We start from the raw sequence: 18325 nt of genomic DNA, 5'->3' as shown, positions 1-18325 counted from the left end.
GTTCAAATTTGCGCTGTGAGTGGCAAACCGTACGGCAAGGTGATGACCAGTGACAAGCCGCCAGGCGTAGGCATTTTCGCTCATGATTGGCTTGAGGCCCGGCTTATCTCAAGATGATTCTCTGGATCGACCGGGGAATAAACCGGGTGATAAATTCGGCAGCGTAGGTCTGGGGTGTCACCAGATATCGAGACTTTGGCCTTTTCGCTTCTGCAGCTCTGTAGATCTTTTCGGCAACATCCGACGCACTGGCGGTAAAGGGCTTGATCTTGGCGCCCGGCGCGAGCGCAGCTTCCATTGCTTCGTACTTTTCCTGGTGCACGGCGCTTGCTCGCCCAAGGACGGGCTGTAAAGCGGCCAGGGCATGTTCTCTGAACCGGGTCACCACGGGGCCCGGGAGCACCAGTGAGACACTTTCCAGGCTTTTGCTGCCCTGTTCATCAAACCAGAAGCTTTCATGGGCCGTGTTCATCGCGGATTTGGCGGCACAGTACGCGCCTTTCATTTTCTGGGGCGCGATTGAGAGAACGGAGCTAACCGCGATGACGCGCAAGGGTATGCCGTGTTGTTCGCAGAGCCTCAGGCAAAGGGCAGCTAGCTTGATGGGCCCGAAGACGTGGGTGCTGAACTGCTTTTGCCACATGGATTCGGACAGGTCGCGAAGCGCGCCGAATTGCCCGTAACCGGAGTTGTTGACCAGAATCACCCGCTCGGCTGCTGCAATTTCCGTGTCCAGAGCGCCCGCAAGCCCTTCGATCTGGTCAAAGGACTCCAGATCCAGCGACAGTTCCAGGTCGGCAGACTCGACGCCGGTCGGCTGTCGGGACAGGGCGATCACCCGGTAGCCTTCACGGGCAAAGAGGGCACAGGCCTCATGGCCAATGCCGGCGCTGGCACCGGTTACCAGGGCTAGTTTTGCCATAGTGGATGTCCTTTGGTTTGAGACCAGACCTGCTGAAAGAGGAGGGTGGCAGTGACGCCCTCAGTCCTGAACGGTCAGGTAACCGGATTGCGAGGCAGTTGTTGCAAAAAATGCAACAGTTCAATCTTGAAGCCTGCCGACCCACTTCACTCAAACATGTCAGAAAAAACCCGCGCAAATTCCTTGAAGTCATTCAAATGGAACTTGCAGATGGAGAAAACAATTTCCCAATTCACCTCGTCATAGTTATGAACCATCACGTTCCGGAAGCCGACGGATTTTCTCATACGCTCAGCGAGACCATGATCGATTACGCCGGACGTTGCCAATGCTTCGAACGTTTGCCCCATGGTTTTCGGTGAAGTTGCCCCGGCATGTTCGGCGAGCCAATGAGAGGCGATATCGACGCACATCTGCACGGCCCGTGTCAGGTTCAGTGAGATGATATCCTGCGCATCCACATCGTCCAGAAGCGCTGAAAGATTCTTTGGTAACCTGGACTCCACTCGCTGGATACAGCGCCTGAGAGATTCCAGTTTCTGTGCTACGAGTTGTTCATCCATGCCCGGCGTCGCCCTTCGAGTATGCGTTTCTGGTAGGGTACAAAATCTTCGTTTTCCATAATGTTACGAAATATAAGTTCGCCCCAGTAACGTCTGGGGCCCAGCACTTGAATGCCGTTGGAGACAATCTGGTCCAGGAGCGGTTGGCCGGCAGTGCGCAGGTCTATCAGGTCGACGGGCCGATTAAAGGCTAGTGCAAGCGCCTCGGTTATGGCAATGCGTTCATCAGCGGTTAGCCGCTTATTGGCCTGCACGGCCACGTCGATATCGCTGTCCGGGCGTTCTGCAGCGTGTGCCATGGAGCCGAACAGAACGGCGAAGCGGATATCAGGAAACCGCCCCAACTGGTCGCGAAGCTCTGCTATTTCAGTGCGCTCTGGTGTTTTTGTTTGCATATCTACGGTTCTGCTTTACGGCTATAAAAAGAGCTTACCAGAGTTCAGCGCTTATTTTTCCTTTCCACTTTCAAAGGCCCGACTGATTTCGGTCTGATCAGAGAGTGAATTAATGGGGGGGGAACTTGTAAAGATTTCTTACAAGTTCAGTGGGAGAGCGGTCGAGAGGTCAAATGTAAGTGAAAGCATTACAGTCTGGATGTGGTGATGGCACACTATTGAAAAACCAATCTCAGAGAAGCCATGGTGCACCCTTGAACGACTACCTCGAGAAAATCCTCCGTGGCCAGCCCATTAACTACGAAGCGTTCCTGAAGAAACTGCCGGAGGCGTTTCGGCGCCGGCATAGGGAGTTGTTTGCGACGGAGAAGGTAAAAGCCAACCGTTGGCTTGTCACGATCCTGGATGAAACCGCTTTCGCGGAGCTGCAGGCTGTGGCGCAAACGCCGGTAAGCAGGGTAGACGCCGCGAAAAAGGGTGACTCCCATCGCCATGGTACTGAGGTCAGTTTTCTTCTGGTTTACCATCGGGGGCTGGCATCCAGCCGTCCGGATGTGGTGGTCATCGAGAGTGATGGTGTGGATATCGGTTTTGAGCGCGCGGGTTCCGTGCTTATCGTAGAGAACGAGCATAACTTCTACCAGTATCCGCAGATGCTGCACTTTGCCGGTGAGGCGTTGGGCAGGCGTTTGCAACTGGCATACTGTGACGTGGTGTTAGGCGGTGGCAACCGGGTTACCCGGGGCGCGATTCTTGACTGGTTGCAGGGCTATGAAGAAGTATTCTGCGCATTCGATTATGATGCGGGTGGTCTGCAAATGTTCTCGACGATCGCAGTCTCTCTTGGTGACAAAGCCACCTTTGTTCAGCCGCCCGACTGGCAGCCATGGCTGGCCCGGTTTCGCAAACTACCGGACACCACCGAACGATTCACAAGGGCGATTTCGTTGGCAGAGGGGCTTGGTTTTGTGGCCCTGGCAGAGGCCTTCCGGGCCACCAGCAAATTCATGGAACAGGAGATGATTCTGGATGAGTGACTCCCAGGGGAGCCCAGGCAATTTCAATTTTGGTATTCGCCGTCTGGTGTTGGTGGATTCCGCCGGCTTCTGTTACGTGGAAATTCCGGTGGATAACCATGGCCTGATCCTGGGCCCGGGCAATCTTGGCAAGTCCAGCCTTTTGAACAGCCTGCGACTGTTCCTGCTGCCGGAAAACAACTTCAAGAACAGTCGCAAGAAATTCGCGTTCCGCAATGCCAGTGCCGGCAGCTTCTACTCCAACGAGGAAAGCTACCAGCATTATTTCCCCAGTCAGTTCAGCTTCCTGATCATGGAAGCGGAGAACCCGGCGGGGGTGCATTGCCAGATTCTGTACCGGGACAGCGCCAGTCAGCTCAGCTATGGCCGCGCTTTCGTGCCGGTGGGCTACGACCAGCTGCGGCCGCTGTTCTGGAATGGGGATGATGAGGACGGCATTGGCCAGGCGGTACCGGAGCTGTCGTTCAGCCGTTTGTCCGAGGCGCTGAAAAAGTTCTCCAAAGAGACCCGGCTGGTCAATGACCCGGCCAAACTCAAACAGATGCTGTACAACAGCGAGCTGATGAACGCCGATGCCGTGCGTTATTCGGTGTTGCCGTTGGGTGAGTCCGACGAGCGCCGGGTGCGGTCCCTGCGCACGCTGATCCTGCTGCTGTTTGAAATGAAGGCAGACGATCAGGCCATGTCCAACGCGGTGGCCAGCATTATCGAGGCGGACAAGAAGTTTGCCGATGACGCCTTCGATTTCAACATCGATGAGTTTCTAAACCGGCACGATCAACTGAAGCAACAGCAAATCCAGCTGAATCAGATTGAAAAAGAGCGTTCACGGTTCGAGAAGCTGCAAAGGGATTATCAGTCCTACCAAACCCTGCTTCGCAGCCAGCACGATTTTGCCGCTTTCCGGGATGGCGTCAGCCATGCCTTGCAGGATATTGGCACCAGGCGTAAAGCCGCAGTAGATGCGTTCAATGAACAGAACGAGACGCTGCGCCATGTGCTCCAGGCTCTGAAAAAACTGGAGCAGGACGCCAGCGGCCTGAAGGGCGAGATCCGTTCCGCTGACCGTCGCATCAAGCAGGCCGAGCAGAACCAGAAAGATGGCGATCTGCTGGTGTCCCAGTACGGGGAAATGACCCTTCAGGAAATCGAGGAGATCCAGAAAGAGGAACTCGATAGCAAGAAAGGGCACCTGGCTGCCCTCAAGAGTGCCGCCCAGGCGGAAATCCGGCTGGAGCAGATCCAGAAAAAGAAGCAGGAACTGGAGCGCAAGCTGGCATCCTTGAAGGATCGGGAAAGCAAGCAACATTGGCAACTGCAGAACCAACTGGATGAAGCCACCGCGGCACCGCTGCGGGCCGTGGACCCCCGATTGGTGATGGCCAGCCCCGGTCAGGATCTGGACGCCGACAGCAAGGCGGCCATCGAAGCGTTTGGCCGGCTGTTTGTGCCCAATGACAAAGGCTTTGACTGGTTTGACGCCGAATACCCGGCCCAGCCGGCCCGGCAGACTGATTTTGCAGAGCAGCGCCGGCACATTGAAGGTGAGCTTCATGGCCTGGAAAAGGAGCGGGCGGAGCTGGCAGACACCGCCAATCAGGAACACGACCGGCCCCGGCTGATTGAGCGCACCGAAAAAGAAATCCGCGCCATCGAAAAGGATCTGGATACCCTGAGCCGTTTCCCGGCCGCGGATACCACACTGCGGGACGCCACAGAGGAAAAGCAGGCGGCGGAGGAACAGCTGGCCAAGCTGGAAGAACAGGCCCGGCTGGAGCAGGAGAAGCAGGATGCGGTTCAGCAGAAGGCCGCCAAAGCCAGAGCCGAAAAAGAGCGTATCGAGGAGCGGGAACGGGAACTGGCGGGCCTCAGCCGAAGCGTCGGAACTGTGGAGCACCGATTCCCGCATCTGAAAGCGGTGGAAGCCGAGCAGCCGTTGGCCATTGAGCAGGTGTCCGTCGCCGCGTTCGACGACCTGCAAACCCAGCTGGACGACCTGGAAGAGCGTCGGCGCAGTATTCTCGATCACCTTCGACAGTTCGTTTATCTGGGCATTCATGACGATCCCGAGGGTGAGTTGCAAAAAGACAGCCCGGCGTCCTCCGTTATCCGCGAAACGTTCAAAAGCCTGTCGGATCTGTTTGCCGGCATGGCCGAGCGCTGGAATGTGCTGGAGCAGCAGGTGGGCATTCACAATGAAACCGTGGCGAGCTACCGGCAGGCCCTGAAATCCAACCACGAACACATTGCCCGTTTCGAAGCGCAACTGAACCGCGAGCTGGAAGGCGTGCAGATCAACGATCTGGTGGAAATCCGCGTGGATATCCATACCGATCCGAAATTCCGCAATCTGGTGGAAGAAGCCAACAACATCGATCCCTATGGCAATCAGCTGCAGTCGGACGCGTTCTATGACCGTTTGCGGGTGTTCGTGGCGGACTTTTTCGGGGAGGGCGGTAGCAAGCGCCTGACCATGGACAAGGTGATCACCGGCATTTCCTACCGCACACGCAAGGAAAACGCCACGAACCTGGACAAGAAGGGCCAGTCCACGTCTACCACGGCACTGATCAATCTGGAACTGGTATACCGGCTGCTGAAACGGGTGCTGTATCCCGGCGTGCAGCTGTCGTTCCCCATGGTGCTGGACGAGCTGGCCAGCGTGGATATCAGCCAGATGCCGTCGCTACTGGAGCGTCTTCGCAAGCAGGGCTTCAACCTGTTCTCCGCGGCCACCCATAGTGCCAGCGCGGAAGTGATTTACCTGATCGGCCGGCATCTGGAAGTAGGGCAGATGCGTACCGCGCGCCCCTACAGCCCGCAACGCACCCTGGTGTTCTGGGGCGGCGCCGAGGGTTTCACCAATGGCGAATCCGTGAGCCAATGGGCCGATCAGACCCAGAACAGCCTGCTGGAGCCAGCGGATGAGTAAACGCTTCAGCACCCTGGACACCACCCGGCTGCTGTTCGAGCACCCGAAGATTCTGTTCCGGATGATCGAGCGGATGGACCGTAACGAAGCGCGATACATTCGCGAAAGTGATCTGGTGGCCGAGGTGATGGACTATACCCGCACCCTTGGGAATGCCGACCGGGGCCGGGTGCGGCTGGCTTTGAACACCGACAACCTGTTCCGCAGCGGCCTGGTGATCGACATCATCAAGGCCGAAGGCGAGCGGCGGCTGGTGTTCCAGGATGCCCTGATCAACCTGATGCGTGCCTGTAACGCCTCGCTGTACCAGGAACTGACCGATGCCCGTCTGCGCGGCCATCTGGTGACCCTGAGGGACGTGCGCAATCGGCTGGAAACCAGCAGCTTCAGCGACGCGGACGCGGACTACACTGAGCTGCGGGATGACCTGAACGAGCGGGTCAGTCAGCTTATCGGGCTGCTGCGCCAGAACGTCCTGCGCATGCAGACCATCAGTGCCCAGCTCGCGGACCTGTCCGGCGATGCCAGCCGGGCGCCCGAGAAATTCCTGGAGTTCCGCCAGAACCTGTTTGAGCAGATCGTTACCCTCTACGAACGCCACATCAAGCCGACCCTGGTATTTCTCAACCCGGACACCCGGCTTCCTGATGGCAGCAACCTGTTCGAAACCCTGGAAGCGATGGTGCGGTTGTTGGAGAGCCACGGCGACCATAACCTGGCGGACCAGTTGTTCCGTTCCTCCATCAGCCTGAACGCCCTGTACAAACCCATTCAGGCGGTTGCCCAGGAGGTGGAGCACTTCCTGCGCAAGACCCGGCAGGGCATGGTCCAGTACAACGCCATGGAGCACTTTTACGGCAAGCTGCAGGAACTCAAGAGCGAAACCGAGACCCTAAGCCTCAAGAGAAAATGGCTGGAGGGCGGCGACTTTGCCCGCAGCACTGGCTTCCTGGTGGGCTTGCGGGCCCAGCAGCGCCCGAAGCATTACGCCTTCGGTGAATCGTCCAGCTACTACCAGCTGCTGTTCAGCGAACTGGAGCTGCGCCTGAACGACCGCCGCCGCAAGGCGGAGGTGCCGGTTCTGCAGCAGGTCGACGGCAGCGGTCGCCATACCCGGATTGATGTCCAGCGTATCAACCAGCTTTATCAATGGCTCGAAACCCTGGAGCTTCGGCCCACCTCCGATCTGGTGCGGGAGCTGCACGGTCGCCTGGACGGCTTTATCCCCGGGTATCGCTTCCCGGACCTGCTGGCGGCGTTGAACCGGCTGGTAAACTCGCCGCCAGAAGGGCTGCAGGTAGTCACGACCAACCGTTTCCGAATTCTGGACCAGTCATCGGACAGCGAGCAGTTCGTCTACCGCAAGCGCCGTCTGGAAAATCTCGAAACTACTGAAAGCAACGACCCGGTCAATCAAGAAGAGCAACAGCATGCCTGAATTCTCTGACGCGATGGATTCCACCGAATCCGCCGATCATTCACAAACTTCGAGCAGCTTCGAGCAGATCCTGCCGGCCCACAGCGCCGCGATCTACCGGGAATTCCAGGCCGGCCGGGTGATTGTGCGTGATATCTGGGACAGCAACCGCTCCGAGCTGCGCGCCAACCCGCTCTACAACCTGCTATACAACCATCTGTCCCATTTCCGGACCTTCTACGAGCATCTGGGCAGCGAGTTGGTCTTTAACGAAACCGGCGCGTTTTTCTTTCTCAAGGAAAGCAGCGACGACGAAAACGAGGAACACGACGAAAACGCCTTCCGGGTGCAGGTAATTCTTCTGTTGATCGGACGTTATTTCGCACGCAGCGGGCGAGACCTGGAATACCTTGGCCGTGCGGATGCCGGGCTGAACGAGCAAGACCTGTCGGCATTGGAGAGCGATGAGGAATACCAGGAGATTCTCAGAGCGGCCCGCTTCGAAAAAGGCGTCCCGGAAGCCCTGGACTACCTGGATAAACGCCATCTGCTGTTCCGCGCGGGTGCCGGTCGCTGTTTTCTGAGTTCCGCCGGTCTCTATTTCCTGCAGGAGTTGGTTCGGGAGTATGAGCAGGGATAGTGGTTTCCTGGTCAGAAGCTGGCCAGGAATTCTGCAACCTTATTTGCCGGCATGGGCTTGGCATAGAGGAAACCCTGAGCGAAGTCACACCCAAGGTCCGTTACCAGTTGGGCCTGTTCGTCCGTTTCAACACCTTCGACCAGCACGCTTAGGCCCAGGCTGTGGCCAACGGTAACCATTGCCTTCATGATGGCCATATCGGCGCTATTCTGCATCGCATGTTTCAGAAAGCTCCTGTCGATTTTTATTCCACAAACCGGGAGTTTTCTGAGATAGACAAGAGAGGAGTGTCCGGTACCGAAGTCATCAATCGAAATGTGCACGCCTGCCTGTTTCAGTTTCTCCAATTGTTTTGTCTGGCTTTCATCGCTGCCGAAAACCTCGTTCTCAGTCAACTCCACGCCAAGCTGGTGAGGTTCAAGATTGTAACGACTCACTGTTTCGAGAATATGGCTCGCAAGGTGTGGATTGGTGAGCTGTCGTCCCGAAAGGTTGATATCAACACGCAGATTACTCAGAGGCGTTTTCTTCCATGCGCTGAGCTGTTTGCAGGCTGCTTCGATTACCCATTCGCCAATCCGGTTAATGAGGCCAGACTTTTCAGCCACCGGAATAAAAACGGCCGGCGAAACGGCTCGTGATTGACCGTTAAAACACCTAAGAAGTGCCTCGCAGGAATCGCTTTTTCGTTCAGTCAGGCTGATCTGGGGTTGAAAAGCCAGTTCCAGGCCATCGTTAGTCAGGGCCTCTCTCAGCAGGTTGGTGATTTCCTGATAGTGAACCAGTCGATCATTTATGTCAGGGGTATAGAAACAGAGACCGTTCTTGCCGGTTTCTTTGGCCTGATACATGGCCGCATCTGCATTGCCCATAAGCTCAGCCACGGTGGTGCCGTTGTGCGGAAAAAGGCTTACACCGAAGCTGGCGGTAACCTGGTAACAATCGCCTTCCAGATGAACTCTGTGTTCCAGTGAGTGTATCAACCGACAAACAAGTTCATGTATCCCTTCGGGGCCATCGAAATCGAAGATCAGCAAGACAAACTCGTCTCCGCCAAAACGACTCAGCAGGTCGCCGCCTCGGAGTTCGGCCCTCAAGGTTTCGGCCACAGCTTTCAGGAGATTGTCACCATGATGGTGGCCACGCGTATCGTTGATGATTTTGAAATTGTCCAGATCGATAAATACGACCGCCACTTCCTGTTGCAGGCGATCAGCCTCATCCAGCCGACTCGACAACTCGACTTCCATGAAATGCCGGTTGGGTAATCCAGTGAGGTCGTCAAAACTCGCTCTCCGATAAAGCTCATTCCTGGCTTGTTTTTGCTCCTCCAGACTGATGTCGATGCAGAACATCTCACAGGCACCGCTGTCCTGCTTGATCATCACGTGGCTTGAGTAAACGGGAACCAGGTGTCCGTCTTTGTGTTGCAGTTCAAGTTCATCTGAGGGAATGCTGATGTTGTTCTCAAGCCAATTGCGATGCGCTTCGATCACACCGGTGCGCATGTGATCCGGAATGATCAGGTCTTCCAATAACTGCCCGAGCGCTTCTTCGCGGGAATAGCCATAAATGCGCGCGCTTGCTTCGTTCCAATAAATTACCCGGCGGTGTCTGTCGTAACCCTGGACAGCCACCATTGGCAGACTTTCTATCAGCTCGTAAAACCTGTTTTCACTTTCTTCTGTAGCTGATTGAATTCCTTGTCTATTTTCCATTGCGAGTCAGCATCCTTTTGGTTAGCGATTAACGCACCGCAAAGCGATGATGCAATAGCACTGAGCATAGTTCGGGAGTACCGGGTTATCTAGTTGATGTGCGGGCCGGCCTTTCGATGTCTCTACCCCCTGGTCAGGATTTGTGCTGCACAGCCTCTTCTTCCAGTGTCGCAATACACCGGTCAAAAGCCCGGCTGATCCTGGTCTGATTCTTGATCATGGCCAGCCGAGGCCAGGTGGCCTGTTCCCCGAGATTGATAAACATCTCGAGATCTTCAGGGCTCGGGTTGGAGAGGACTTTTCGATAAAGGGACGCCCTGGGGGAAAAGTGGATATTGATGTCCCCCAGGTACTGCTGGCTGGTCATGGCGTGGGCCTGTTCGATGAGCGGCCGGATGATGCCGGGGTGGGGGCTCTGTTTGGTCAGTTTAAGCGCTGTGGCGATCTGGCCGTGGGCCAGGGACACTGCCGCCCGTTTGGCCCAGGCGGATAGGCCGCTCTGGTCGTGATGGCTGATGAACGGCACCACATGGGGGTTGGCCTGGCTGACAATGGTTTTGTTCACGTTGTGCAGTCGGGCCATTCTCATCAGTGGCAGGTCGCCATGCACGCTGCCATCAATCCAGCTCTCGGTGGGCATGTAGGGCACGCTACTGTCTATGCCGCCGTCTGAATCACGGGCCCGAAGTGTCACCGGCGGGAATATGCCCGGAACCGCGCAGGATGCCATCACCGCTGAGTCCACCAATACGGCCGGTGAGGACAGCCAGTTCAGCAGCCTCGGTTTTTGCTGGGTGCGGGTAGGGGAGACGGAGATGTTCAGGTTACGGCCACTGTGTTCGTACGCCTCTTTGAAACTGACGCTGCCCAGATTGTGCTGAACATGCTCCTGCAGTTGACGCGGATCCATTGCATGGCCGGCCCTCAGGCCTTCCGCGACGCCAAGCCAGCGGAAGGCATTGAGGTGGATGCGCTCGGGATGGTTGAAAAAGTCCGCCAGTTCCTGCTTGTTACGGGTGCAGATAGCGCCAGCCACGATCGCGCCCATGCTGGAGCCGGCCATTACATCCGGCAGCAGATCCTGGCGCCAGAGCGCCCGGGTAACACCGATGTGGTAAATGCCGAAGGCCGCGCCACCGCTGAGCATAAGGGCTGGCCGGCCATACACTCTTTCGGCGTCCCGAAACATTTTCAGTTTTCGGGCAGTTGAGACTTCCGGAATAGGGTGGTCGCAAATGAATTCCATGGACGTTTCGACGGCATCCAGGAATTCACCCACCAACCGGTTGGTGCCGCTACGGGCCACCGTGTACAGATCGGGGTTGGATAACTCACCGAGATGACGGTACAGGCTCTCCTGAAGAATCCGGATCAGTCGCCGTGTGTCACCATTCTGACGGCAATGGGCCATGAGGCCCATGTGCTTGCGCATCAGGCTTTCATGCAGCATCCCGGTTTCTTCCTGCTCGCGCCAGGCCAGCAGTCCGTCCAGGTCGTCGAGCGCGGTGGCAGCCTCACACCATTGCTCGTAGTCTTGGGCCTGTTCCAGTTGCTGCTGGAGCTGTTTGCGGGTCTTCGAGGCGTGCTTCATGCCTTTTAGCTTAACTCATCCTGACGGGCAAAAAGAAACCCCCGCCGGAGCAGGGGTCGCTTTCTGAACGAGGCCTCAGCCAGTTGGTTGTCAGGTCGCCACGGGATCCTGGATAACCGTATGGATAAACTGAATCACGCTGCGAGTATCTTCCGCCTGTTTGACGAAAGCCTCGATATTGCTGCCGGTGTAGCCATCACTGCCAAGCACCCGGATCCAGAGGTCGTCTGTTTTGTCTGTGTAGGCGCAGCTGAGGTTGTCAGGCTGGCGTTCCACGTAACTTACGTTGACTCCCGAGTAGATCGATTCGGTTGAATGATTGAAGTTGCTGTAGTCAACGTAGCCGTTGCCAGCCAGACGCTTGGCTCCGCACTCTGCGGCATTTCCCTGGCATGCTGCGGTGCCTTGCTTGAGAAACAGCAGGCCTTCATCGGCCAGTACCTGATCCGGCAACTCAATGGCGATTTGTTTGGTAACCCAGCTGCCTTCGTCCATGACTTCGATAGTGCCTTCCAGCTTGCCCCAGCGCATCAGCGCCCAGTACAGAGCCAGGCCGGCCAGAGGCGAGTCGACGGTCTGATAGTGACTGAGATTACCGGTGCCGTCGTCGACGCCATAGGCTAGCCGACCAGACAGGTCCAGCTTGAGGCCAACGGAGGCATTGATGGAGTTCATCACGTCGTTCAGGGTTCTATCCAGTACGCGGGGATTGCTGAGGGCAACCCGTGCCACGTTCAGGCGCCCCAGTTCCAGCTCAATGACATCATCCTCGAAGCCGGCCACTATGATGCATTCACCGGTTTCGTCCAGCTCCATGGGAACAAAGCCGCCGTTCACCGAGATCGGCTGCGGGCAACCGTTTTCATCGAGTACGGGGACGCCGTTGACATCCCGTTCCAGTTGCCAGAGATCGCCGAACACCTCGCCTTTATAGGTGAATTCAACGCCTTCGTTCAGCCCAAGCACTGTGTTCAGGAAGACCAGCCCATCAATGGTCAGTGGCACGCTCTTGTTGGAGGCACCGCCAAGGAATGCCGCGGCAGCATGCATCAGATCAAAGCTGTTGGGTGGTAGGGTTTCCAGCGGGGTTTCAGGCATGTCCTGGATGACATCATGGGTAAAGACGATGGTCCGTCTGGCATCGTCGGCATGCGTCGTGAACGCGGCAATGTTTTCGCCGTAGTAGTCTTCCATGTTGAAAATACGGCTCCAGGCATTGGCAACCTGATCTTCGTACAGGCAGCTTGAGCCTGAATCGATGTACTGGATATAGGAAACAAACTGGGTGACGTAATCGGTCATCCGGTTATGGGTCATGTTCGAAAGATCTGCGTATCCTTCATGCAGGCTCACACCTCCGGTACGGCCAGGCGTCCCGTCGCGCAGATAGGAAAGTTCGCCCAGCTCCAGGTCATCGCGGATTTCCTTCCATTCAGCCGGAACCACCTGGCCGCCCTCGCGGCTCTCCGGACCATAACCCGCGATGCGTCCTTCCTTGAGGAGTGCATGGTAGAGCGCAAGGTTTTCCCGTGGTGAGTCTATGGTCTTCTCAACCAGTTCGCCATCAACTTCCGTGACCATTACCAGTCTCCCGGCGGGGTCGGTTTTGATCGCGGTTGAGGCGTTGATGTTGTCGATCGCCTCGGCCAGTGCCCGGGCAAATACGGTTGGATTCTGGGTAACGGTCCTGATCATGTTCAGGCGCCCGATTTCCAGCTCTATGGTATAAGCCTCATAGCCTTCTACCACCGTACAGGCAAAGTCCAGCTCGGAATCATCGAACTCTTCGACGACCATCGGTACGGTTTCGTGTTCAGTGCCATCCGGCCAGGTTATGGTTTCCGATGCAAGCGGCTGGATACAGCCGTTGCCGTCCAGTACCGGAACACCGTACTCGTCACGTACCACCATCCAGAGATCGCCGTACAGGTTTTTGGGATCTGTAGGAACGTCGTTGAGCCCCAGTGCGGAGTTCACAAATACGACGGAATCGATCGTTAAGGGTACCTCTTTGCCAGTCGCCGCTCCCAGGAAAGAGGCGGCACTGTCGAGTACCTTTTCTGATATTTCAGGTTGCTCTGTTGAGGGCGTTGTACCGGGGCTTGTGCTTGAACTTGAGCTTGAGCCATTCAGATCGCACCCGCTGACAACTGCCAGTGATGCGATTAATGTTGGAGTTACAAGGTACTTGAGTTGTTTTCTGCGAGACATAACCAGACTCCTGAAAGAATGCGCCAGACACCGCAACGGGAAAATCCGGACAGAATGCAATCGTCGGATAACAACCGGTGGAGCGGCCATGTCGCTACGCCTATCTCAGACGATCTGGTTCTGTGTATATTCAAGAGTAATATATTCCCCGTGCTGCATTGTCTGACATTGATCAATTTTTTGTCACATTTCCAGGACAGACGTAGCAGTTCCATGCCCTCTGGTTATTTGCTATGTTTACGCCCGTGGGTTGGGTTTTATTACCAATCAGACATGTCTGCGGGAGAGACTGAATCCCTTGCGATCAGCGCCGAAGGAGCAACTGCCCCGGAAACTCTCAGGCAAAAGGACCGCTGACATGAATACTTTCCGAAGAGCTGTCGACAATCGCGTCAGTCGGCACACCGAAGGAGCAAGCGGCCCGTTTCGCTGAAACGGCCCGTGAATCTCTCAGGTCCCGTGACGGAAGGGGTGCTTTCTGCCATTTCGAGCAGAGAGGAAACCCTGGGCGCTCACGGAGATTGGAATGAAGCGAATCGCAGTCATTGGCGGTGGTATCACCGGTATTACTACTGCCTATACCCTTGCCAAGCGCGGGCTTGATGTTACGGTTTACGAGAAACACCGCTATGCGGCGATGGAAACCTCCTTCGCCAACGGTGGCCAGCTCTCGGCCTCGAACGCCGAAGTCTGGAACAACTGGCAAACCGTTATGAAGGGCATCAAATGGATGTCCCGCCGGGATGCCCCCCTGCTGGTTAATCCCAAGCCTTCCTGGCACAAGCTGAGCTGGTTCGCCGAGTTCATCGCTGCTATTCCCCAGTACGAGAAAAACACCACGGAAACCGCTCGCCTGGCCATTGCTGCCCGTGATCACCTGTTTGCCTGGGCGCAGGAAGAGGGCATTGATTTCGATCTCAAGAAGCAGGGCATTCTGCACATCTATCGCGACAAGGCCGGGTTTGACCACGCGGCTAAAGTGTCCCGTTTGTTGTCTGCTGGCGGCCTGGAGCGCCGTTCGGTGACGCCGGAGGAGATGAAGGCCATCGAGCCGACGCTTGCTGGCACCTATTACGGCGGGTTTTTCACCGAGAGTGACTCCACGGGTGACATTCACAAGTTCACCAATGGCCTGGCCGATGCCATCCAGCGCCTTGGCGTTAAAACCTGCTATGGCCATACCGTTACAGAGCTGAGCGCCGACGAGCGTAATGCCTGGGTTACTGCTCACGATGGCACAGAGCAATCCCGGGACACCTTCGATGGTGTCGTGATCTGTGCCGGTGTCGGCAGTCGCGGGCTTGCGAAAAAGCTGGGTGACCGGGTGAATATCTATCCGGTAAAGGGCTACTCCATTACCGTGGAGCTGGACGACGAGGCCTCGCAAAAAGCCGCGCCGACGGTCAGCCTGCTGGACGATGCCACCAAGATCGTCACCAGTCGCCTGGGCGATGGCCGTTTCCGGGTTGCCGGTACCGCGGAGTTCAGCGGTTACAACCGCGATATCAAGGATGACCGGATTCGCCCGCTGACCCGTTGGGTTGAGCAGTGCTTCCCCGGAGTCTGTACACGCAAGGTGGTTCCCTGGGCGGGATTACGCCCGATGCTTCCGAACATGATGCCAAGGGTTGGGCCAGGGCGCCTTCCAACGGTGTTCTACAACACCGGCCACGGGCATCTTGGCTGGACGCTCTCGGCGATTACCGCTGAGTTGGTCGCGGAGAGTGTTACCGGGGATAGCCGGTAATCTCCCGGATCTTCCGGTACAGAGGTTGAAGCTGGGGGTACATCTTCAGATAGACCTCAGAGTAGAGCTGCTGGTAAAGGGCCCGGGTTTCTTCATTGGGGTGGAAAACGTCGCCAACCCGGGTCATGTTTGCCACGGCGGTGTCGAAATCCGGATGCAGACCCAACCCCACGGCCGCGTCTATGGCGGCGCCGAGTCCGGAGGTCTCATAGGTGTGAGGCCTTTCGGCCGGTAATCCGAACACATCGGCGGTTAGCTGCATGGCGGCATCACTCTGGGAGCCACCGCCGGCAACCCGCAGCTTTCTGATTTTCACGCCGCTGCGCTTTTCGATTTTTTCCTTTCCTTCCCGCAGCGCGTAGGCAAGACCTTCCAGAATGGCGCGATAAATATGAGAGCGGGTATGAACGTCCCCGAAACCGATAATCGAACCTTTTGCTTCCGGCCCGGGCTGGCGTACACCCGGTGACCAGTAGGGTTGCAACATAAGGCCCATGGACCCGGGCGGCACCGCCTTGACCAGTTCATCGAACAGTGCTTCGGGCTCGATGCCTCTTTCTTCGGCAATTTTTTGCTCCCGCAGGCCGAACTCCCGCTTGAACCAGCTCACCATCCAGAAACCGCGGTAGATCATGACCTCGGTGGAGTAGTGACTGGGCAATGCAGTAGGATAGGGTGGCATCAATCGGATTGGCTCCACGTACCGTTGGCTGGTGGTGTTGATGGTAGCGGTGGTGCCGTAGCTCATGCAGCCGATGTCGGGTGTCAGCCCGCCCGAGCCGAGAATCTCGCAGGCCTTGTCGGAAGCAGCGGCGATCACTGGCAGGCTTTTGGTCAGGCCGAGGTGCTTGCGGGCTTCATCGGTCAAATGGCCCAGTGTTTCACCGGGCGCTACCAGCTCAGGCAGCATGGACGGCTCGACGGGCATGGTCTGCCATTTGAAATCCCGCCGGCCGGCCCAGCGGTGTTTCTTGTAGTCGAAAGGCAGGTATCCGACCTGGCTTCCTGTCGAGTCTTTAAAATCCCCGGTCAGTCGGTAATTGAGATAGCCAGACAGCAAGAGGAAGTGCCGTGTTTTTGCCCAGATCTCCGGTTCATTCTGGGCAATCCAGTTGGCCTGGGTCTTTTCCCGGACCCGGTTAATGGTGTCTTCCAACCGGGCAAGTTTGAACAGCCAGCCCCAGGGCCCTTTGACCGGGCCTTCGACCTTTGCGTGGCGCTGGTCCAGCCAGATGATCGCTGGCCTCAGGGGGTGTCCGTTTTCATCCAGATTAATGACGGTGCCCCGCTGGGTGGTCACTGTGACACCTGCAACCTGATCCGGCGTTGCTTCTGTGGTATCCCAGAGCAACTTGCAGGCTTCCCCGAGCTGCTCCCAAAAATACTCCGGGTGCTGTTCGGCCCAGCCGGGTTCTCTCGAGAAATAGGGCTCGATTTCCTGCTTGCCTTTGCCCACCAGGTTGCCCCGGGTATCGAACAGCAGCGCCCGAACGCTCTGGGTGCCGTTATCGATGGCCAGGATGAGTGGCTCAGCTGGCATCGGAGGCCTCCGCGGGTGGCAGCGAATAGGCGTTGTGATAGATCCCCAGGTAGCGGGCCTGTTCCTCAGCCCAACGCTGGTCATCCCAGCCAAGCAGGGGCTGGCAGTGGCTGCGAATCTCCGGAAGAAGGGCTTTGCCGGCATTTGGCAGAACGAGGCCCAACCGTGTTCGGCGCAGAAGCAAATCGTCCAGATGCTGCACATCTTCTTTGTCGCAGGCCCAGTAAAGCTCCGCCCAGAGCAGGTCGGACGCTTGATTCGGAGTGACAGGCTCCAGTGATCCGGAGGCAAGAAGTTGATCAAGCTCGGGACCATAGAACCCCTGGAGTCGCTGCCAGCACTGGTGGCCAACGGCGGCGGGCCTTACGGAGTCTTTTGCTGCCTGAAATACCGGTTCGGACGCAGGCCGCAGAACCTTGCCGGCATCTTCGCCAAGTCCCCGGGTGAGCGCTTCCCGGGCGATGACACGGAAGGTGGTGAGCTTGCCACCGGCGATGCTGAGCAGCCCACGGTCGACCCGGAGTTCGTGTTCCCGGTTTTCTTTGGAGGGCGCCTTACCGGAGCCATCCGTTACCACGGGCCGCACCCCGGCCCAGGTTGAAAGTATATCGCCACGGCCAATGGGGCTGCCCGGAAACAAACGTGCGGCGATCTCGAGCAGATAGGCGGTCTCGGCTTCAGAAATCACCGGCTCCTGATCAAGGTCGCCTTCATGGTCAAGATCGGTGGTGCCGAGAACGGTCGTGCCCAACCAGGGAAAGGCAAATACGGGGCGGCCATCTTCAGGATGAAACAGGGAAACTGAACAGGACACCGGCAGGCAGGACCAGGGGAGCACCAGATGGCTGCCGCGCAGGGGGCGGATGTTCATGGCGGCCTCGGAGGTGTCACTGGATTGCAGCCGATCGGCCCAGGCGCCGGTCGCGTTGATCACCAGTGGCGCGGAGATCTCGATGGGCGTCTCGTTGTCCTCGGGCTGAATCAGCAAGCCCGATACCTGGCCGCCACTGCGTTTTACTTCGAGTGCCCGGGTGTAATTTAGGCAGAGCGCCCCATCCCTGCGGGCTTCGGCAATCAGCCGAAGGACCAGCCTTGAGTCGTCGGTGACCGCGTCGGTAAAGCCGCTGGCGCCGGCCAGGTTTTCCCCGGTCAGCCCCGGCACCCAGAACATGGATTCGGCCGGGGTCAGAAAGTGGCGGCTGTGGTTGCGGGCAATGAAATCGTAAACCCGGAGTAGGGTCTGGAATAGTCGGGGGCCGGGAAACTGGCCTTTGAAGTGGGGCATGATAAAGCGCAGGGGATCGATTAACCCCGGTGCTTCCGCCATCAGTCGTTCCCGTTCGCGCACTGCGTCCCGGGTGAGACCGTAATGGCCGCTGCCCAGGTATCGAAGGCCACCATGCACCATCTTGGACGAGCGGCTAGAGGTGCCCCAGGAAAAGTCTTTCTGCTCCACCAGAAGGGTGCGCAGGCCGCTGCCCGCTGCCTCCCTGGCAACGCCGGCACCGGTGATGCCGCCGCCGACCACCACCACATCAAATTCGTTGCTCCCTGAACGCAGCGTATTGAGGGTCTCGGTCCGGTTCATATTGGGGCTCCCATTTGGCGTTGC

Annotated in this window: 13 protein-coding genes and 1 riboswitch; of the genes, 5 read left to right on the top strand and 8 right to left on the bottom strand. The window is 57.4% G+C overall.

The features are described 5' to 3' along the window. Positions 1–103: 103 nt before the first annotated feature. The 3 genes from KEHDKFFH_RS02950 to mntA all read right to left on the bottom strand — a co-directional run bounded on the left by KEHDKFFH_RS02950 (position 104) and on the right by mntA (position 1880). A complete protein-coding gene (locus KEHDKFFH_RS02950; RefSeq protein ID WP_104320546.1) occupies positions 104–922 on the bottom strand; it encodes an SDR family NAD(P)-dependent oxidoreductase in 819 nt (272 codons plus the stop codon). 146 nt (positions 923–1068) lie between these two features. Next, positions 1069–1485: a type VII toxin-antitoxin system HepT family RNase toxin gene (gene hepT / locus KEHDKFFH_RS02945; RefSeq protein ID WP_104320821.1), complete on the bottom strand. Its 417-nt coding sequence runs from the start codon at positions 1483–1485 to the stop codon at positions 1069–1071. After that, positions 1467–1880, bottom strand: a complete 414-nt coding sequence (mntA, locus tag KEHDKFFH_RS02940) for a type VII toxin-antitoxin system MntA family adenylyltransferase antitoxin (RefSeq protein WP_104320545.1) — start codon at positions 1878–1880, stop codon at positions 1467–1469. Before mntA ends, hepT begins: the two co-directional genes overlap by 19 nt. Positions 1881–2134: 254 nt before the next feature. On the opposite strand from mntA, the gene KEHDKFFH_RS02935 reads away from it, so the two are divergent. The 4 genes from KEHDKFFH_RS02935 to KEHDKFFH_RS02920 are packed head-to-tail and all read left to right on the top strand — an operon-like array spanning position 2135 to position 7906. Continuing rightward, on the top strand, positions 2135–2917 hold the full coding sequence (locus tag KEHDKFFH_RS02935; protein WP_104320544.1) for a hypothetical protein: 783 nt from the start codon (positions 2135–2137) through the stop codon (positions 2915–2917). Continuing rightward, positions 2910–5849 (top strand): coiled-coil domain-containing protein, encoded by a 2940-nt coding sequence (locus tag KEHDKFFH_RS02930; protein WP_104320543.1) that lies wholly within the window; start codon positions 2910–2912, stop codon positions 5847–5849. The genes KEHDKFFH_RS02935 and KEHDKFFH_RS02930 overlap by 8 nt, the downstream gene beginning before the upstream one ends. Continuing rightward, positions 5842–7287, top strand: coding sequence for a hypothetical protein (locus KEHDKFFH_RS02925; RefSeq protein WP_104320542.1), 1446 nt, complete (start codon positions 5842–5844; stop codon positions 7285–7287). The genes KEHDKFFH_RS02930 and KEHDKFFH_RS02925 overlap by 8 nt, the downstream gene beginning before the upstream one ends. After that, entirely contained in the window at positions 7280–7906 is a 627-nt protein-coding gene (locus tag KEHDKFFH_RS02920) for a condensin complex protein MksE (protein WP_241956415.1), read from the top strand. The genes KEHDKFFH_RS02925 and KEHDKFFH_RS02920 overlap by 8 nt, the downstream gene beginning before the upstream one ends. An 11-nt stretch (positions 7907–7917) precedes the next feature. Here the strand turns inward: KEHDKFFH_RS02920 and KEHDKFFH_RS02915 are convergent, their stop codons facing one another. The 3 genes from KEHDKFFH_RS02915 to KEHDKFFH_RS02905 form a co-directional block, all read right to left on the bottom strand. Further along, positions 7918–9624, bottom strand: a complete 1707-nt coding sequence (locus tag KEHDKFFH_RS02915) for a putative bifunctional diguanylate cyclase/phosphodiesterase (RefSeq protein WP_104320541.1) — start codon at positions 9622–9624, stop codon at positions 7918–7920. Between the two features lie 133 nt (positions 9625–9757). Then, the gene (locus KEHDKFFH_RS02910; RefSeq protein WP_104320540.1) at positions 9758–11215 is read right to left on the bottom strand and encodes a DUF3336 domain-containing protein; all 1458 of its coding nucleotides are present in this window, start codon (positions 11213–11215) and stop codon (positions 9758–9760) included. A 90-nt stretch (positions 11216–11305) separates the two neighbouring features. Continuing rightward, a complete protein-coding gene (locus tag KEHDKFFH_RS02905; protein WP_146084189.1) occupies positions 11306–13426 on the bottom strand; it encodes a hypothetical protein in 2121 nt (706 codons plus the stop codon). 270 nt (positions 13427–13696) lie between these two features. Continuing rightward, positions 13697–13789: riboswitch (glycine riboswitch) on the top strand. Positions 13790–13952: 163 nt separating this feature from the next. On the opposite strand from KEHDKFFH_RS02905, the gene KEHDKFFH_RS02900 reads away from it, so the two are divergent. Beyond that, a complete protein-coding gene (locus KEHDKFFH_RS02900; RefSeq protein ID WP_104320538.1) occupies positions 13953–15173 on the top strand; it encodes a D-amino acid dehydrogenase in 1221 nt (406 codons plus the stop codon). Here the strand turns inward: KEHDKFFH_RS02900 and KEHDKFFH_RS02895 are convergent. Both KEHDKFFH_RS02895 and KEHDKFFH_RS02890 read right to left on the bottom strand, forming a co-directional pair. Further along, complete coding sequence (locus KEHDKFFH_RS02895) at positions 15154–16713, bottom strand: FGGY-family carbohydrate kinase (protein ID WP_104320537.1); 1560 nt, start codon at positions 16711–16713, stop codon at positions 15154–15156. The genes KEHDKFFH_RS02900 and KEHDKFFH_RS02895 overlap by 20 nt on opposite strands. Beyond that, on the bottom strand, positions 16703–18301 hold the full coding sequence (locus tag KEHDKFFH_RS02890) for a glycerol-3-phosphate dehydrogenase/oxidase (protein ID WP_104320536.1): 1599 nt from the start codon (positions 18299–18301) through the stop codon (positions 16703–16705). The genes KEHDKFFH_RS02895 and KEHDKFFH_RS02890 overlap by 11 nt, the downstream gene beginning before the upstream one ends. Between the last annotated feature and the right edge of the window lie 24 nt (positions 18302–18325).

Source organism: Marinobacter maroccanus (genome assembly GCF_002933275.1).
In the GTDB taxonomy this organism is placed as follows: Bacteria; Pseudomonadota; Gammaproteobacteria; order Pseudomonadales; family Oleiphilaceae; genus Marinobacter; species Marinobacter maroccanus.
Note: the sequence above shows the minus strand (reverse complement) of the source record. Positions and strands in the feature narration are given on the sequence as shown.

Bases quoted from the DNA above. Each gene is read 5' to 3' on its own strand.
- KEHDKFFH_RS02950 (WP_104320546.1), bottom strand. From the start codon at position 922: ATGGCAAAACTAGCCCTGGTAACCGGTGCCAGCGCCGGCATTGGCCAT.
- KEHDKFFH_RS02910 (WP_104320540.1), bottom strand. From the start codon at position 11,215: ATGAAGCACGCCTCGAAGACCCGCAAACAGCTCCAGCAGCAACTGGAA.
- KEHDKFFH_RS02905 (WP_146084189.1), bottom strand. From the start codon at position 13,426: ATGTCTCGCAGAAAACAACTCAAGTACCTTGTAACTCCAACATTAATC.
- KEHDKFFH_RS02900 (WP_104320538.1), top strand. From the start codon at position 13,953: ATGAAGCGAATCGCAGTCATTGGCGGTGGTATCACCGGTATTACTACT.
- KEHDKFFH_RS02895 (WP_104320537.1), bottom strand. From the start codon at position 16,713: ATGCCAGCTGAGCCACTCATCCTGGCCATCGATAACGGCACCCAGAGC.
- KEHDKFFH_RS02915 (WP_104320541.1), bottom strand. From the start codon at position 9,624: ATGGAAAATAGACAAGGAATTCAATCAGCTACAGAAGAAAGTGAAAAC.
- mntA (WP_104320545.1), bottom strand. From the start codon at position 1,880: ATGCAAACAAAAACACCAGAGCGCACTGAAATAGCAGAGCTTCGCGAC.
- KEHDKFFH_RS02925 (WP_104320542.1), top strand. From the start codon at position 5,842: ATGAGTAAACGCTTCAGCACCCTGGACACCACCCGGCTGCTGTTCGAG.
- KEHDKFFH_RS02930 (WP_104320543.1), top strand. From the start codon at position 2,910: ATGAGTGACTCCCAGGGGAGCCCAGGCAATTTCAATTTTGGTATTCGC.
- hepT (WP_104320821.1), bottom strand. From the start codon at position 1,485: ATGGATGAACAACTCGTAGCACAGAAACTGGAATCTCTCAGGCGCTGT.
- KEHDKFFH_RS02920 (WP_241956415.1), top strand. From the start codon at position 7,280: ATGCCTGAATTCTCTGACGCGATGGATTCCACCGAATCCGCCGATCAT.
- KEHDKFFH_RS02890 (WP_104320536.1), bottom strand. From the start codon at position 18,301: ATGAACCGGACCGAGACCCTCAATACGCTGCGTTCAGGGAGCAACGAA.